Origin of the sequence: Nocardia cyriacigeorgica (assembly GCF_029868385.1) — a bacterium.
GTDB lineage: Bacteria > Actinomycetota > Actinomycetes > Mycobacteriales > Mycobacteriaceae > Nocardia > Nocardia cyriacigeorgica_F.
This window is the reverse complement of record NZ_JARWNX010000061.1, coordinates 90,940-107,044: the sequence shown is the minus strand read 5'-3', so window position 1 is coordinate 107,044 and position 16,105 is coordinate 90,940. Positions and strand designations below refer to the sequence as shown.

Genomic DNA, 16,105 nt, shown 5'->3' with positions numbered 1-16,105 from the left:
TACCTTTCGATGTCCGGCCAGGATGCGTACACTGTACCCGGACTTCATGCGTACGCCGTACGCGTCAGGGAGAGGAATCGTTGATGACGAACGTGGAGGCGGTGCGGCCCGCCCCGGATGCGGGCGTGGGCTCGCGGCGGGCCTGGCTCGGCCTCGGAGTGCTGGTCCTACCGGTGCTGCTGGTGTCGATGGACGTCTCGGTGCTGTTCCTCGCGCTACCGACGCTGACCGTCGATCTGGATCCCTCGGCCTCCGCCCAACTCTGGATCCTCGATATCTACGGATTCCTGATCGCCGGTCTGCTGATCACCATGGGCAATCTCGGCGACCGGATCGGCCGTCGACGCATCCTGCTGACCGGCGCGGCCGTGTTCGGGATCGCCTCGGTGATCGCGGCCTTCGCGCCCAATGCCGCGGTGCTCATCGCGGCCCGCGCGCTCATGGGTATCGGCGGGGCCACGCTGCTGCCGTCGAGCCTGTCGCTGATCTCGACGCTGTTCGCCGACGCCAAGCAGCGCGCCACCGCGATCGGGGTGTGGACGGCCTTCTTCGCGGGCGGCTCGGCGGTCGGTCCGATCATCGGCGGGGTGCTGCTGCACCACTTCTGGTGGGGCTCGGTGTTCCTGATCAACGTGCCGGTGCTGCTGATCCTGTTCGCGCTCGCCCCGGTCCTGCTGCCGGAACATCGCGCAACCGCGCTCGGCCCGCTGGATCTGCCGAGCGTCGCCTTGTCGATCGGCGGCATCCTGCCGTTGGTGTACGCGGTCAAGCACGCCGCCGAACACGGTATCGACACCGAAGCGGCGGTCACCGGATTGATCGGCGCGGTCGTGCTGATCCTGTTCGTGCGCAGGCAACGTCATCTGGACGAGCCGCTTCTGGATCTGGCGCTGTTCGGCCGCGGCCAGTTCTCGGTGGCGATCGGATCGAGCCTGGCCGGGATGATGTCGCTGGCCGCGATGAGCTATCTGGCCAGCATCTACCTGCAATCGGTCACCGGAAGGGATCCGCTGGTGGCCGCGCTGCTGGGGATTCCGATGGCGATCGCGGTGTTCATCTTTTCGATGACCGGCGCCCAGGTGGCGCATCGACTCGGGGTGCGGATCACGTTCGCGCTGGCCTTGCTCGCCGCGGCTGTCGGCAATTTCATGCTGTTCGGCGTAGGTGTGGACGGCGGGCTGGCCTGGTACATCGCGGGATCGACGATCGCCGGTATCGGCTACGGCATCACCTTCACGCTGGTGTCGGAGGTGGCGGTGTCCTCGGTACCGCCGGAGCGGGCGGGTTCGGCCGTCGGCATCTCCGAGACCAGCTTCGAACTCGGTAATGCGCTGGGGCTCGCGCTGCTCGGATCGCTGGCGGCGATGGTGTTCCGGTCGGGCGGGAACTTCGAACCGACGCTGGGCGAGACGCTCGCGCGCGACGGCGATCAGCCCGCAATCATCGACGCAGCGCGGGAATCGTTCGTGAACGGTATGCACGCCGCGACGACTGTCGGCGCGGTGATCCTGGTGGCGATGGCGGTCATCGTCCTGGTGGCGACGCCGAAAGGTCGCTGACCCTCTCGACACTTCGGCCCCTGGCAGCAGCTGCCAGGGGCCGAAGTCGTCGTGGAGCGGATCAGGAGTTGACGACCCCACCCGTCGCTGGCTGCTGCGCCTCGGCGGGCTGACCGTGCGGCGGCGCGGCGAGGGCGTCGGCGGCGCCGATGGCGGCACCGGCGGCAGCTCCGATGGCAGCCGCCGGAACAGCGATCACCGCCGCGCCGATGGCGGCACCGAGCATCGGGCCCGCGACGAGTCCGGCGGGCAGGAACGGCACCCCGGCGACCAGACCGGCCACGGCACCGACCACCGCCGATGTGGCCGCCAACGGAGTGCTCGCACTCGCACCGGCCACCGCGCCGACGGCCGCGGCGCCGACGGTCTGGCTCGCCACCCGATCGGAGCGGCTGCGTTCCATGCCGACCGAATCGAGGAAGGTGGCAAGGCCCGCCTCGGCATTGGCCGCGCCGTCGTTGACCTGGGCGGCCTGCTGCGAATCGAGCCAGGCCGGGGATTCGATCGAGACGTCACCGAAGCGCAACTGCCCCGCCGGTGGCGCGATCGGCGCGACCGGGGCCACCTGGGTGGGTGCGTGCAGATCGCCCAGCGGGGCCAGATACGCCTTGTCGGGGACCGGTCGAGACCAGGCGAGGGTGGTGTGCGCACCGGGCGCGGCCGCGGACTGCTGTGCGGTGCCGGGCGCCGCCGTCATCGCGTCGGGCGCCGTCGCGGCCTCGGGGGCGCCGGGTTCGGCGATATCCGCCGCGACCGTGGCGATGCCGAGGTGCGTCGCGGCCGGTGCGTGATCGGTCATCGTCGTCGGCTCGGCCGACTGAGTGGTGGCCGTCGCGGTGCCCGTGCCGACGAGCGCCATGACGAGTGGAACTGCGCCCGCCACGACGATCGACCCGACCTTCTGCCGCTGCGGGCTGGTCATCCTGTGCTTGGCTGTGGCCATGATTGCCTTTCATCCGGAAGTGAGTCCGATGTCTGTTCGACATTCGGACCCGCCGCACTCCCCGGATGGGTGGTGTCACGGTCCGTTCGGATCGGCGATCATTGCCGAAAGTTAGCCGGTGGCGCTACTTTTACCGGCTTCGGCCGGTGCCGCCTCCGGCTTGCCGTCGGTGACGGCGGCACTGTTGGCCGACGCGGCGCCGGAACCGGATTTCCAGTTGTTCGCGGAGGGATCGCCGAGGGCCGACATCACCACCTCGGCCTCACCTTCGTCCTCGCCGTTCATCGCCTCCAACGCCAACCGGGCGAATACCCACTGCTCGGTGGCGGCCATCTGCCCGCGGGTGCGGCCGAGGAAGGTCACGAACCACTGGATGACGGTGATGATCCGGCTGCGGTAGCCGACCAGGTAGTACAGGTGCAGGGCCAGCCACGCGAGCCACGCGATGAATCCGCCGAACTCCAGCTTGCCGACCTGGCAGACGGCGCTGAACCGCGAGACCGTGGCCATGCTGCCCTTGTTGAAGTACTTGAACGGCTTACGCTCCGCGGGCGCGTGCCCCTTCAGTCCGGCCTTGATCTGCTTGGCGGCGTAGGTCGCGCCCTGGATCGCGCCCTGCGCCTGTCCCGGCACATTCGGCACCGACATCAGATCGCCGACGACGAAGACGTTCGGATGTCCCTTGATCGTCAGATCCGGTTCGACCACGACCCGGCCCGCCCGGTCCACCTCGGTGCCGTCGGAGCGATCGGCGAGCATCTTGCCCAGCGGGCTGGCCTGCACACCGGCCGACCACACCTTGCACGCGGATTCGACGCGCCGGATGGTGCCATCGGGGTCCTTCACCGTGACGCCGTGCGCGTCCACATCGGTGACCATGGCGTTGAGCTGGATCTCCACGCCCATCTTCTCCAGCCGCCGCTGGGCCTTACCGCCCAGCTTGGGGCCCATCGGGCCGAGCACGGCGCCCGCGCCTTCGACGAGCACAACCCGCGCATCGCGCGGATCGATGTTGTGGAAGGTGCCCTCGAGGGTGCGGTCGGCCAATTCGGCGATCTGCCCGGCGAGTTCGACGCCGGTGGGGCCGGCGCCGACGACGACGAAGGTGAGCAGCCGTTCGCGCTCCTCCTGGGTGGTCGCCAATTCCGCCTGCTCGAACGCGCCGAGGATACGGCCGCGCAGCTCGAGGGCGTCGTCGATGGTCTTCATACCGGGGGCGAAGGTGGAGAACTGGTCGTTGCCGAAGTACGACTGCTGCGCACCGGTCGCCACGATCAGGCTGTCGAACGAGGTGACGGTGTCCTGGTTGAGCAGCCGGGAGGTCACCGTCTTGGCTTGCAGGTCGATATCGATGACCTCACCCATCAGCACCTGGGCGTTGTGCTGTTTACGCAGCACCAGCCTGGTCGCGGGTGCGATCTCGCCGACCGAGAGGATGCCGGTGGCGACCTGGTAGAGCAGTGGCTGGAACAGATGCGTCGAGGTCTTGGAGATCAGGGTGACGTCGACATCGGCGTTCTTGAGGTGCTTGGTCCCGAACAAGCCGCCGAAGCCGGAACCGATCACCACCACCTGGTGACGACGGTTCTCCACGGTTTCAGTGCTCATCGTCGCTGCTCCTCGACAGACTGGGGGTCGACCCCACCGAACGTTTCTGACATGGCACACGGTAGTCGGCACCCACGCCGTCGTCACGACGAGATCCCCGTAGGCCGCGCGTGTCGGTGCGACAACGCACCGTTGTTCGCTGTACGAAGTGAGGCCGGATTCCGGTGAAGCCGCCGGAGAACCCCGGAAAGAGAATACGATGGAGGTTCCTCGCCCAGGGAGGTCCGCCATGGTCGCCGTTGACCGTGCCGCCGTCGAAAAGACCCGCGTGCGTGCCGAATCGGAGAATTCCGCGCTGATCGAGATCCCGCGCGCGCATCCGATCGACCGGGCGCTGAGCCTGATTCCGGCCCGCCGTCGAGTGCTCGCCAATCCGCCCAACGGGAGTACCGCCACCGCCGTCGACGGCGATGCGGGGCTGCCCTACCTCGGTCGGGCGCTGCATTACATGCGCTGGGGACCGGCCGAAATGATGGACCGATATCGACGGTTCGGGCCGGTCACCTTGAACAGTTCACTCGGTATGGAGCGAGTGCTGGCCGCGGGGCCGGAAGCCGTCGACGAGGTGCTCGGCCGCCGTCGCCGGGATTTCGGACAGGGCTGGGACTATTTCATCGGCCCGTTCTTCCGGCGCGGACTACTGCTGCTGGAGTTCGACGAGCACATGTTCCATCGCCGGATCATGCAGCAGGCCTTCACCAGGGACCGGCTGGAGGCGCATCTGGCGTCGTTGACGCCCGTGGTGCGTGAGGTCGTCGATCGCTGGGTGCCGCCGGGACGCGGTGCGAGCCGCACGATCAAACTGTTTCCCTCGGTGAAGGAACTGACCCTCGATATCGCCGGTGAGACCTTCATGGCCGCCGATGTGGGCCCGCAGCGCCGCCGGTTGACCGACGCGTTCGTCGACTGCACCCATGCCGGGCTCGCCATCGTCCGCCATCCCATGCCCGGCGGCCGTTGGCGGGCCGGTCTGCGCGGGCGCAGGGTGCTCGAGGAGTATTTCACCGCGATGCTGCCGCAGAAGCGGCGCAGCGAGGAGCCGGACTTCTTCTCGGGGCTGTGCCACGCCCGCGACGCCGACGGTGCGGTGTTCAGCGACGCCGACGTGGTCAACCACATGATCTTCCTGATCATGGCCGCCCACGACACCACCACGACCACGACCACCGCCGTCGCCTACTACCTCGGCAAACATCCGCAATGGCAGGAGCGGGTGCGCGCCGAGGTGCGCGCGGCCGACCGTGCCGGTGCCCCGCCGACCATCGCCGAACTGGAGCGCATGGGTGATCTGGACCTGGTGGTGAAGGAGAGTCTGCGGTTGATGCCGCCGGTGCCCGGTCTGGTGCGCCGCGCGGTGCGCGATACCGAGATCTGCGGGCACTACATTCCCGCGGGCACACCCGTGGACCTGGCGTATCAGGTGAATCATCTGCTGCCGGAGCTGTGGACCGATCCGGAGATCTTCGATCCGCTGCGTTTCGCCGAACCGCGCCGCGAGGACAAATCGCATCGGTTGGCCTGGATGCCGTTCGGCGCCGGTTCGCACAAATGCATCGGGATGCATTTCGGGACGTTCGAGGTGAAGACGGTGATCGCGGCCCTTGTCCGCGACTACGAATGGTCGATCCCGGACCCGTACCGCATGCCGTGGGGATTCACCACCATCCCGTTCCCGCGCGACGACGCACCGATGCGGTTGCGGCGCATCGGCTGACCGGTGTGTTCCGAGCGGCCGACGCCCGGAACACACCGGTGGACTCAGCGTCCGGCGAGCAGCATCTCGGCGATCTCGGTGTCGGTGTCGGCGCCGTCGGTGTAGCCGCCGGTGTCACCCATGGACGTCATGATCGACAGGGTGTAGCGCTCGCCCGGTCCGGCGAAACCGACCGAGTTGACCACCCAGCCGCCCTGTTCGGCCGACCAGCCGTTCTTCAGGCCCGGTCGCATGGCCGCGCCCGCGCCCCAGACACCCCAGTGCTGGTTCATATCGACCTTGCGCATCCGGTCGAGCAGGTAGTTGCGGTCGTCGGGGTGCATCCGGTCGAGCACATGCGACATGAGCCGGTCCAGGTCGGCGGCGGTGCACTTCTGGAACGACCAATCGGGGAACAGCGCGGTGGTGGTCGGCTGCGGAACGAGCCCGGTCATGCCGTTGGCGCGGAAGGCGTTGTTGTAGGCCATCCGGTCCAGGCCCGCGTACTTGTTCCACAGCACGTCGGCGGCCTGATCGTTGGAGGTGGCCAGCATCGACTCCAGCAGGCCGCGATCCTCGGGCGACAGTCCGATCGCGCCGACGCGGGCCCGATTGAGCAGGTCGGCCGCGATGGCGAGCTTGATGGTGGAGGCGGTCCACACCGAATCCTCGGCGTGCTCGTTGGCGTACACGCCGCCGGAGACCCGGTCGCGCAATACGTAGCCGGTGACGCCGGGCCGGTTCTTCAGATAGGCGTTCACCTCGGCGATCCGGCTGCTCATATCGCAGTCGAAGCCGGACAGGCAGGCCTGGGTGTGCGCGGGCGGCGCGGCCGCGGCGGTAGGCAGGATGGCGGGCACACCGGGAAGCGCGATGGCGGCGGCGGCGAGGACACAGGCGGATGCGGCGACGCGGGGAACGGCCCCGGTAGCGGCCATGGGGAAACGCACGAGGGACCACATTGGCATATCCGTGCGCCCGGCGCACGTCTTGAGCTCAGCGGCCGCTTATGGTAGCGGCGCCGTTATCGCTGTGCGGCAAGAACTTTCGGCGCGCTGATCAGCGCTGGATGGCGTGCTGCTGTGCGGTGGCGCCCTCGTTGAGGCGGTGGCAGTGTTCGAACGCCTCGGCGTGCTGGTCACGCGGCCATGAGTGTAGGACGACGGTGCGGCCGTAGCAGCGCGAGTTGACGAGCTCCCAGCGGTCACCGATGCGGCGGACGGTGAACCCGCCTCTCGGTACCAGGGGAATCACCATCGCATCCATGAAACGTGAACCAGCCTTTCGGTGCAGTCTCCCGTTCCTCCCCGGGGAAGGACTGTGGCACAGCGGGCCGCCGATCCCTGGATGACACGGCCGAATACCCATCGTGTATGTGGCCTATGTCACGCGGGGTGTGATGGGCCGCTGCGGTTGCGCGTCGGTCGCTGGGCGTATAACGGGTGCACGAAGCGCCGAGGTGCTCGACCCGAGGCCGGTGGTGTGTGGCCGGGCGTGCCGAGGCGGACCGCATCGGAGGAGAGGGCGCGCATGCCGCTGCACATCCATCGCGGCGAACGCGCCGACGTGCTGGCCGACGCGCTGGCCACGCTGCTGTCGGACCCACTGCCGGATCCGTTCGCCACCGAGGTCGTCGCGGTACCGGCCAAGGGTGTGGAACGTTGGCTGACACAGCGGCTTTCGGGCGTCCTTGGGGTATCGGCGTCCTCCGGCGCCGATGGGATCGCCGCCAATATCGCCTTCCCCTCGCCCGCTGCGCTGGTGGCCGAGGCGCTGGCCGTCGCGGGCGGGGTGACGCCCGAGGACGATCCGTGGGCGCACGACCGGATGGTGTGGACGTTGCTGCGGGTGATCGACACGTCGCTGACGCAGCCGTGGTGCGCGGTACTGGCCAGGCACCTCGGCGTGCGCGAGGGTGCGTCGAGCCACCGCGCCGGTCGCCGCTACGCCACCGCCGCTCATCTGGCGACCCTGTTCGACAGCTACAGCGCGCAACGTCCGCGGCTCATCGCGGACTGGGCGGCGGGCGCCGATACCGATGGCGCCGGGCAGCCGGTACCGGAGGATCTGCGCTGGCAGCCCGCGCTGTGGCGGTGCCTGCGGGAGGAGATCGGCGCGCCGAGCCCCGCGGAGCGACTCGGGCCCGCCTGCGATGTCCTGCGCGCCGAACCGGCAACGGTGCCGCTACCCGACCGGGTCTCGCTGTTCGGCCCGACCAGGTTGCCCGCCGATCAGCTCGCGGTGATCGCGGCCCTGGCCGAACATCGCGATGTGCACCTGTGGCTGACCCATCCGAGTCCGGCGATGTGGACGGCAGTGCAGAGCATCGCCCCGGCCCGCACCCGAGCGGAGGACGGGACCGGCGCCGCCGTCGACCATCCTTTGCTGGCGGGCCTGGCGCGTGACGTGCGGGAGTTGCAGCAGCGGCTGCCCGCGGCCGCAACAGATCAGCGGTATGGCCGGGGTGGCGGCGCCGATACTGGTTCGGTTCCCGATGCGGACGGCCCGCCGAGCCGGGTCGCCGGTGGCTCGCCGGACACGACTGTCGAACAGGCCGAGGTGGGTGGACGTGGCGCCGAGTGGTCCGGCTCTGTTGCCGACTCCGGTGCGGGTGGACACGTCCGTGCGTCCACGAGCGCGGAAGTCGGTGGCGATACCGGAAGCTCCGACCGCCCCGAGGTGGCCGGGAGGCCGCATCGCGCGACCTTGCTGCACGCCTTGCAGGACGGCCTCCGCACCGATCGCTGGCCCGCCGCACCTGCCGCTGCGGACGGCAGCGTGCAGATCCACGCCTGTCATGGTCCGGCGCGGCAGGTGGAGGTGCTGCGCGATTGTCTGCTCGCCATGTTCGCCGCCGATCCGACCCTCGAACCGCGTGATGTGCTGATCATGTGCCCCGAGGTGGAGGCGTACGCTCCGCTGGTGCGTGCGGCGTTCGGGCAGCGGGTGCCGGGATCGGTTGAACAGGTGGGGGATTCGGGCCAGCCCGGCCATCCCGCGCATCGGCTGCGGGTGCGGCTGGCCGACCGGGGACGCGCCGTCACCAACCCGCTGCTCGGGGTGATCTCGGTGCTGCTCGAACTGGCCGACGGACGCGTCACCGTCACCCAGGTGCTGGATCTGGCCGCCTCCGAAACCGTCCGCCGCCGTTGCAGTTTCGATGACGACGATATCGAGCGGCTGCGGGAATGGGCTGCCGAGACCGGTGCGCGCTGGGGGATCGGGCAGCGGCAGCGGCAGGCGTTCGGTTTGGCCGACTTCGCGCAGAACACCCTCAACAGTGCCGTCGATCGGATCCTGCTCGGCGTCACCGCCGGGGAGACTTCCGAGGACTGGCTCGACCTCGCGTTGCCGCTCGACGACGTCGACAGCAACGATGTCGATCTGGCCGGACGGTTCGCCGAGTTCGTCGATCGACTCGCCGTGGCGCTGCGTGATCTGCGTGGTCCGCGTCCGGCCTCGGAATGGGCCGCGGTGCTCGCCCGCGCTCTCGATCTGCTGACCGATGTACCGGAATCGCAGGCCTGGATCCGCACCGAGGCCCGTCGCGAACTCGCCGCCGCCACCGCCTTCGCCGGTGACGTGCCCCTGCGACTGGCCGATGTGGCGGTGCTGTTGGCCGGACGGCTGGCCGCGCGCCCGACCCGCGCCAACTTCCGCACCGGCGAACTGACTGTCTGCACCATGGTCCCGATGCGTTCGGTGCCGCATCGGGTGGTCGTACTGCTCGGCCTCGACGACGATGTGTTCCCGCGCGCCGGTGCCGTCGACGGCGACGATGTGCTGGCCCGTAACCCGCTGTTGGGTGAGCGCGACCATCGGGCCGAGGACCGTCAACTGCTGCTGGACGCGATCATGGCGGCGGGTGAGCGTCTTGTGCTGTTGCACACCGGCTCCGATCCGGTCTCCGGTGCGCCTCGACCGCCCGCCGTCCCGGTGGCGGAACTGCTGGATGTGTTGCGCGCGCACGTCGGTGCGGCGGGCATGGGCGAAGTGGTGACGCGACATCCGTTGCAGTCGTTCGATCGTCGCAACTTCCGGGCCGAACGGCCGTTCAGCTTCGACACCGTGGCGCTGGCCGGTGCCCGCGCCGCGGGCGGCCCCTCGCATCCGCCGCCGCCGTTCCTGGCCGCGCCGCTGCCCGCCGCCGATCCGGTGGATGTCGGGCTGGCCGAACTGATGTCGTTCGTCGAACATCCGGTGCGCGCATTCCTGTGGCAGCGGTTGGGCCTGCGGGTCCCCGATCAGGACGACGATATCGCCGACCGTCTGCCCATCGAGCTGGACGGTCTGGCGAAATGGGATCTCGGTGAACGTCTGCTGGCGGCCCGGCTCAACGGCGCCGAGGCGGCGGAGCTGCGGGCGGCGGAATGGCGGCGTGGCACGCTGCCGCCGTTCGGACTCGGCGGTGCGGTGCTGCACGAGGTCGAGCACACGGTGGACACCCTGGTGCGGATCGCTCGGCCGGAGTACGAGATCGCGGCGCGCGCGGTCGATATCGTGGTCGATCTCGGCGGCGGCCGTCGGCTCACCGGCACGGTGCCGCAGGTGCGTGGCGACACCCTGGTCCGCACCACCTATTCGCGGCTGGCGCCGAAACATCGGATCACGGCCTGGGTGTCGTTGCTGGCGTTGGCGGCCACGCAGGATCGGCCGTGGCGGGCGGTGACCATCGGCCGCGGCCAATTCCGCCGCCCGGCCTGGCGTTCGGAACTGACCGCACCGCCCGCGCCCGAGGCGTTGGCGATACTGCGCGAGCTGGTGGCGCTGCGCGATACGGGGCTCACCGAACCGCTGCCGATCGCGACCGCCGCCACGGCGGCCTACGCCGAGCGTCGCTATCGCGGCGGCACGATGGAGGAGGGGGTGAGCGCCGCCGAACGCGAATTCAACGGCGGCGCCAACGGTCCGGACAAATATGGCGAGCACACCGACCGCCATCTGCGCTACATCTGGGGGTCGGCACCGCGCATCGACGATCTGATCGCGGCGCCCGCACCGCCGGGCGAGCCGGGGGAGAGCACCCGATTCGGCGCGTTGTCGCGGCGGCTGTGGGCTCCGCTGCTGCGCGCGGAAGAGCAGGCGCAGCCATGACCGCCCATCTCACACCGGACACCCACCCCCGGCTGGAGACCGCCTTCGATCCCATCGGCCCGCTGCCCACCGGCACCACGGTGCTCGAGGCCAGTGCGGGGACGGGCAAAACGTATGCGATCGTCGGATTGGCCGTGCGCTATGTGGCCGAGGCCGGTATCGACATCTCGCAGCTGCTGCTGGTGACCTTCAGCCGCGCGGCCACCCAGGAGCTGCGCGAACGCACGAGGAGCCGCTTCGTGGGCGTCGCCGCCGCACTGGCCGACCCGGACGCCGCGCGCGTCGACACCGACGAGTTGGTCCGCCACCTGGCCGACGCCGATGCCGACGAGGTGTGGCGCAGGCGGGCCCGATTGCTGGCGGCGCTCTCGGATTTCGACGCGGGCGCGATCGCCACCACCCACAGCTTCTGCCAACGCATGCTCGACGAACTCGGGCTGGCCGGTGAACACGACCAGCGCGCACGACTGGTCGAGAACGTGGACGAACTGGTGGCGACCGTCGCCGACGACCTGTACCTGCACCGCTACGCACGCACCGAGCCACCGTTCCCCATCAAGGAAGCGCACACCCTTGCGCTGGCGGCGGTGCGGGACCGGCAGGCGCGACTCGCGCCCGACACCGAGGACCTCACCGGTGAACGCGTCGCCTTCGGTGTGGCGGTGCGCGCCGAAACCGAACGCCGCAAACGACTCTCGGCGGTACGCGATTTCGACGACCTGCTCGTGCTGCTGCACGATGTGCTGACCGATCCGGAGCACGGGCCGCGCGCCTGCGCCCGTATCCGTGACCGGTTCCGGGCGGCGCTGGTGGACGAATTCCAGGACACCGATCCGCTGCAATGGGACATTCTGCGGCTGGCCTTCCACGGGCACACCACCATGGTTCTGGTCGGCGACCCGAAACAGGCCATCTACGCATTCCGCGGCGCCGAGGTGCTGAGCTATCTCGACGCGGCCGCCCATGCCGAGACCCGGCGCGAACTCACCGTGAACTGGCGCAGCGACGCCGGGCTGCTGGCCGCCATCGATCAGGTGATGGGCGGTGCGGCGCTCGGTCACGAGGCCATCACCGTATATCCGGTGGCGCCGACCCAACCGTGGTCGCGGCTGTCGGGGCCGCAGGAGCTGGTGACACCGTTGCGGCTGCGATGCATGCCGCGTACGGGGGCGGGCCCGCTGAACAGGAGTGGATTCCCGACGGTGGGGCGGATGCGGGCCAGAGTCGCCGAGGATCTCGCCGCCGATATCGTCGGGCTGCTCGCGGCCGGAGTGCAGATCGGTGACGGGAACAACGGCGCGCGAGGGCGGCCGATCGACCCCGGCGATATCGCGGTCCTCGTCCGCACCCGTTCCCAGATCGATGTGGTGCGCGCGGCGCTCGATCGCGTCGGCGTCGCCTCGGTGCTGGCCGGTGGCACCAGCGTGTTCGCCACCGAAAGCGCCACCGACTGGCTGTGGGTGCTGCGCGCCCTTGAACAGCCGCATCGCGGTGATCGAGTGCGCCTGGCCGCGTGTACACCGCTGCTCGGGATCACCGCGGCCGAGATCGACAGCGGCGGAGCAGATCTGGTGGGCCGCGTCAGCGCGCAGCTGCGTGATGCCGCCCGGCTGTTCGCTCGCGCCGGATTCGCGGCCGTCTTCGAGAAGCTCTCCGCCGAGGCCGCACTGGCGCCACGGCTGCTCGCGATTGACAACGGCGAACGCCGGCTCACCGACCTGCGCCATATCGCCCAGCTGCTCGACCAGATCGCACTCACCGAGGGCTACGGGCTGACCGCGCTCACCCGCTGGCTCGCCGACCGGGTACGCGATCCGGCCTCGGGTGCGGTCACCGATCGCAGCCGACGGTTGGACCGCGACGCCGCCGCGGTGCAGATCGCGACCGTGCACGCCAGCAAGGGCCTGGAGTTCCCCGTGGTGTATCTACCGTTCGCATGGGACAGCGCCCGGAATCCGAAGGCGGCCACACTGCTGTTCCATGAGGACGACGGCACCCGCGTCCTGGACGTCGGCGGCCAAGAGGCCCCCGGCTACGCCGACCGCAAACGCCGCGCCGAGGCCGAGGAGGCGGGGGAGGAGCTGCGGCTGTTGTACGTGGCGCTGACTCGGGCGATGTGTCAGGTGGTGGCGTGGTGGGCACCGGCGTTCACCACCGATCACGCGCCGCTGCACCGGATGCTGCTCGGCCGCACTCCGGGCGGGGAGGATGTGGCGCACCGGGTATCTGTTCCCGCGGATTCGGTTGTCGCGGAGCGGCTGTCGGCGTGGGTGGATGCGGCAGGTGCCTCGGTGACGCTGCACGTCGTCGACGGTGCACCGGTCGTGCAACCGCGCCGCGCGCGGATCGAGACCGAGACCGGTGAACTCGCGGCGGCGAGTTTCGACCGCCTGCTCGATCATCAATGGCGGCGTACGTCCTATTCGGCGTTGACCGCCGCCGCGCACGCCGCCGCGCCGGACAGCGAACCGGAGGACGGTCGCGGTCCCGACGACGAACCCGACGGCGCGGTGCTCGCGGTCATCGAACCGGAATCCGGTGCGCCATCGCTGATGAACGATCTGCCCTACGGCGCGGAATTCGGCACCCTGGTGCACGGTGTGCTCGAACGCATCGACACCGACGCCGCCGACCTGGCCGCCGAAGTCGCGCTGCGCTGCCGGGAAGGGATCGAGGACATGCTGGCCGAGGCGGACCCGACGCTGCTGGCGACGGCGCTGCTGGCCGTCCTACGCACCCCATCGCCCTACGGTGCCCTCGCCGATATCCCCAGCCGGGACCGCTTGTGCGAACTCGAATTCGAACTGCCCCTGGCAGGCGGCGATACGGTGCGCGCACACGCCGCGACCCTGCGGGGTATCGCCGCGCTGCTGCGCGCACATCTGCCGGCCACCGACGATTTCCACCCGTACGCCGACCACCTGGAAGCACTGGAGGACAACCCGCTGCGCGGCTATCTGACCGGCAGTATCGACGCGGTCCTGCGGTTGCCCGACGGACGTTTCGTCATCGTCGACTACAAGACCAACCGGCTCGGCACCGGCGATCTCACCGTCGAGCACTACACCCGTGACCGGATGGCGGCGGAGATGATCCGCTCGCACTATCCGCTCCAGGCATTGCTGTATTCGGTTGCGCTGCACCGCTATCTACGCTGGCGCCTGCCGGGCTACGACCCGGACGCCCATCTCGGCGGCGCCGCGTACCTGTTCGTGCGCGGTATGATCGGCCCGCAGACACCCTCGGGCCGTGGCGTTTTCGACTGGTCGCCGCCCGCTGCCCTCGTGGTCGCGCTGTCGGATCTGCTGGCGGGAGCCGTGCGATGACCTCCATTCAGATCGCCCAGCGCGGCACGGGATTGCTGCGGGCGTTCAACGAAGCCGGGGTGCTCTCGGCCGCCGATGTGCACGTCGCGGTGCGGCTGGGCAGGCTCGGACGTGAGGAATCCGAACTCGCGCTGTTCGCCGCCGCGCTGACGGTGCGTGCGGTGCGCTCGGGCTCGGTGTGCCTGGAACTGGCCCGGATGCGTGAGATCGGCATCGACGCCGACGAAACCTGGGACACCAGCATCGATCCCGCGCAGCTGCCGTGGCCGGAGCTCGATGACGTACTCGCGGCACTGCGGGCCAGCCCACTGATCCTCGGCGGTGCGGCCGGACCGCTGCGGCCGCTGCGGTTGGTGGAAGAGCGTCGGGAGGGTGGCCCGCTGCTCTATCTGGATCGCTACTACCAGCAGGAACAGGCCATCCGGCGGGTGCTGACCGAACGGGCCGACCGGCATCCGGTGGTCGACCCGGAGGTGGTGCGCCATGAACTCGATCGACTGTTCGCCGACACGGCGGCCGACTCGACGGCGCCCGACCGGCAGCGCCTGGCCGCCGCGCTCGCCGCGACCCACTGGACGACGGTCGTCGCCGGTGGCCCCGGCACCGGCAAAACACATACGATCGCGCGCATTCTCGCCCTGCTCGACGCGCATCAGCGCGCGAATCCGAAGGCGCCGACGCTGCGGATCGCGCTCGCCGCGCCCACCGGGAAGGCGGCGGCGCGGCTACAGGAAGCGGTGCGCGATCAAGCCGATGAACTCGGCCTGCCCGATCTGACCGCGTCGACCCTGCACCGGCTGCTCGGCTGGCAGCGTGGTCGCGGTACTCGCTTCCGGTATCACGAGTTCAATCGCCTGCCCTACGACGTGATCGTGGTCGATGAGACCTCGATGGTGTCGCTGACGATGATGAGCCGGTTGATGACGGCGCTGCGCCCGGATACCCGGCTGGTACTGGTCGGTGACCCGGACCAGCTCGCCTCGGTCGACGCGGGCGCCGTCCTCGCCGATCTTGTTGCCGGACCGGTGGTCGGCACACCGAACCCGATGCTGGAACGGATCACCGGACCGGACGCGGGCGCAGCACACCCCGAGGCACTGACCGCGCTGGAGCAGGCCCGGTTGCGCGGCGGCATCGTCCGGTTGACCCGCGGCCGCCGCTTCGGCGGCCGGATCGCCGACCTGGCGGTCGCGGTCCGCGCGGGCGACGCCGATACCGCGCTCGAACTGCTGCGGGCCGGCGGCGGCGCGCTGTCGCTGTGCGAACCTGATGACATCGTCGCGGTGCGCGCCGATGTGGTCGACGCGGCTCGCCGGGTCACCGAGGCCGCCCTCGCCGGTGACGCCGCCGCCGCGCTCACCGCGCTGGAGTCGCATCGGTTGCTGTGCGCGCATCGGCAGGGGCCGTTCGGTGTCGAACGCTGGGACCGGATGGGTGCGGAATGGGCCGCCGCGGCCGGCGCGGGCCCGGATACCGGGCAGCCGACCTGGTATCCAGGGCAGCCGCTGCTCGTCACCGCCAACGATCACGAGGCCCGCATCTACAACGGCGACACCGGCGTCGTCATCCGCCGCCCGGACGGCTCACTGCGCGCGGCCCTGCAACGCGGCAGCGAACCCTATCTGGTGCATCCGACCCAATTCCCCGCGGTGGTCACCGTTTTCGCGATGACCATCCACCGCAGCCAGGGCAGCCAGTACGACGCGGTCACCATCGTGCTACCCGAACCCGAATCCACCCTGCTCACCCGCGAGTTGCTCTACACCGCCATCACCCGAGCCCGCACCCACGTCCGCATCATCGGCACCGAAGCCGCCATCCGGGCCGCCACCGCCCGACGGGTCCTGCGGGCCAGCGGGCTCAGTCACCGCGTGGACTGAAC

9 protein-coding genes are annotated in these 16,105 nt (G+C 69.8%); 5 read left to right on the top strand and 4 right to left on the bottom strand.

Going from position 1 to position 16,105, the window contains the following annotated elements; translation table 11 throughout:
• Positions 1-83 precede the first annotated feature (83 nt).
• Positions 84-1,559: an MFS transporter gene (locus tag QH168_RS22065; protein WP_280236672.1), complete on the top strand. Its 1,476-nt coding sequence runs from the start codon at positions 84-86 to the stop codon at positions 1,557-1,559.
• A 61-nt stretch (positions 1,560-1,620) separates the two neighbouring features.
• On the opposite strand, the gene QH168_RS22060 is transcribed toward QH168_RS22065, so the two are convergent.
• Positions 1,621-2,502 (bottom strand): hypothetical protein, encoded by an 882-nt coding sequence (locus QH168_RS22060; RefSeq protein WP_280236671.1) that lies wholly within the window; start codon positions 2,500-2,502, stop codon positions 1,621-1,623.
• Between the two features lie 111 nt (positions 2,503-2,613).
• A complete protein-coding gene (locus QH168_RS22055; protein ID WP_280236670.1) occupies positions 2,614-4,110 on the bottom strand; it encodes an NAD(P)/FAD-dependent oxidoreductase in 1,497 nt (498 codons plus the stop codon).
• A 229-nt stretch (positions 4,111-4,339) separates the two neighbouring features.
• On the opposite strand from QH168_RS22055, the gene QH168_RS22050 reads away from it, so the two are divergent.
• Positions 4,340-5,824, top strand: coding sequence for a cytochrome P450 (locus tag QH168_RS22050; protein ID WP_280236669.1), 1,485 nt, complete (start codon positions 4,340-4,342; stop codon positions 5,822-5,824).
• 44 nt (positions 5,825-5,868) lie between these two features.
• Here QH168_RS22050 and QH168_RS22045 read toward each other — a convergent pair whose 3' ends face one another.
• Together QH168_RS22045 and QH168_RS22040 are read right to left on the bottom strand one after the other, a co-directional pair.
• Entirely contained in the window at positions 5,869-6,765 is an 897-nt protein-coding gene (locus tag QH168_RS22045) for a tat pathway signal sequence (protein ID WP_280236668.1), read from the bottom strand.
• A gap of 97 nt (positions 6,766-6,862) precedes the next feature.
• Entirely contained in the window at positions 6,863-7,060 is a 198-nt protein-coding gene (locus tag QH168_RS22040; RefSeq protein WP_280236667.1) for a hypothetical protein, read from the bottom strand.
• Between the two features lie 273 nt (positions 7,061-7,333).
• Between QH168_RS22040 and recC the strand changes: the two genes are divergently transcribed.
• Genes recC through recD form a run of 3 tightly spaced genes read left to right on the top strand, consistent with a single transcriptional unit; the run spans position 7,334 to position 16,103 of the window.
• Positions 7,334-10,897: an exodeoxyribonuclease V subunit gamma gene (recC, locus tag QH168_RS22035; protein WP_280236666.1), complete on the top strand. Its 3,564-nt coding sequence runs from the start codon at positions 7,334-7,336 to the stop codon at positions 10,895-10,897.
• Positions 10,894-14,223: a UvrD-helicase domain-containing protein gene (locus tag QH168_RS22030; RefSeq protein WP_280236665.1), complete on the top strand. Its 3,330-nt coding sequence runs from the start codon at positions 10,894-10,896 to the stop codon at positions 14,221-14,223. The genes recC and QH168_RS22030 overlap by 4 nt, the downstream gene beginning before the upstream one ends.
• Positions 14,220-16,103, top strand: coding sequence for an exodeoxyribonuclease V subunit alpha (gene recD / locus QH168_RS22025; RefSeq protein ID WP_280236664.1), 1,884 nt, complete (start codon positions 14,220-14,222; stop codon positions 16,101-16,103). Before QH168_RS22030 ends, recD begins: the two co-directional genes overlap by 4 nt.
• Positions 16,104-16,105: the final 2 nt, after the last annotated feature.

Coding starts and splice junctions, on each gene's coding strand:
- QH168_RS22065 (WP_280236672.1), top strand. CDS start 84: ATGACGAACGTGGAGGCGGTGCGGCCCGCCCCGGATGCGGGCGTGGGC.
- QH168_RS22060 (WP_280236671.1), bottom strand. CDS start 2,502: ATGGCCACAGCCAAGCACAGGATGACCAGCCCGCAGCGGCAGAAGGTC.
- QH168_RS22055 (WP_280236670.1), bottom strand. CDS start 4,110: ATGAGCACTGAAACCGTGGAGAACCGTCGTCACCAGGTGGTGGTGATC.
- QH168_RS22050 (WP_280236669.1), top strand. CDS start 4,340: ATGGTCGCCGTTGACCGTGCCGCCGTCGAAAAGACCCGCGTGCGTGCC.
- QH168_RS22045 (WP_280236668.1), bottom strand. CDS start 6,765: ATGTGGTCCCTCGTGCGTTTCCCCATGGCCGCTACCGGGGCCGTTCCC.
- QH168_RS22040 (WP_280236667.1), bottom strand. CDS start 7,060: ATGGTGATTCCCCTGGTACCGAGAGGCGGGTTCACCGTCCGCCGCATC.
- recC (WP_280236666.1), top strand. CDS start 7,334: ATGCCGCTGCACATCCATCGCGGCGAACGCGCCGACGTGCTGGCCGAC.
- QH168_RS22030 (WP_280236665.1), top strand. CDS start 10,894: ATGACCGCCCATCTCACACCGGACACCCACCCCCGGCTGGAGACCGCC.
- recD (WP_280236664.1), top strand. CDS start 14,220: ATGACCTCCATTCAGATCGCCCAGCGCGGCACGGGATTGCTGCGGGCG.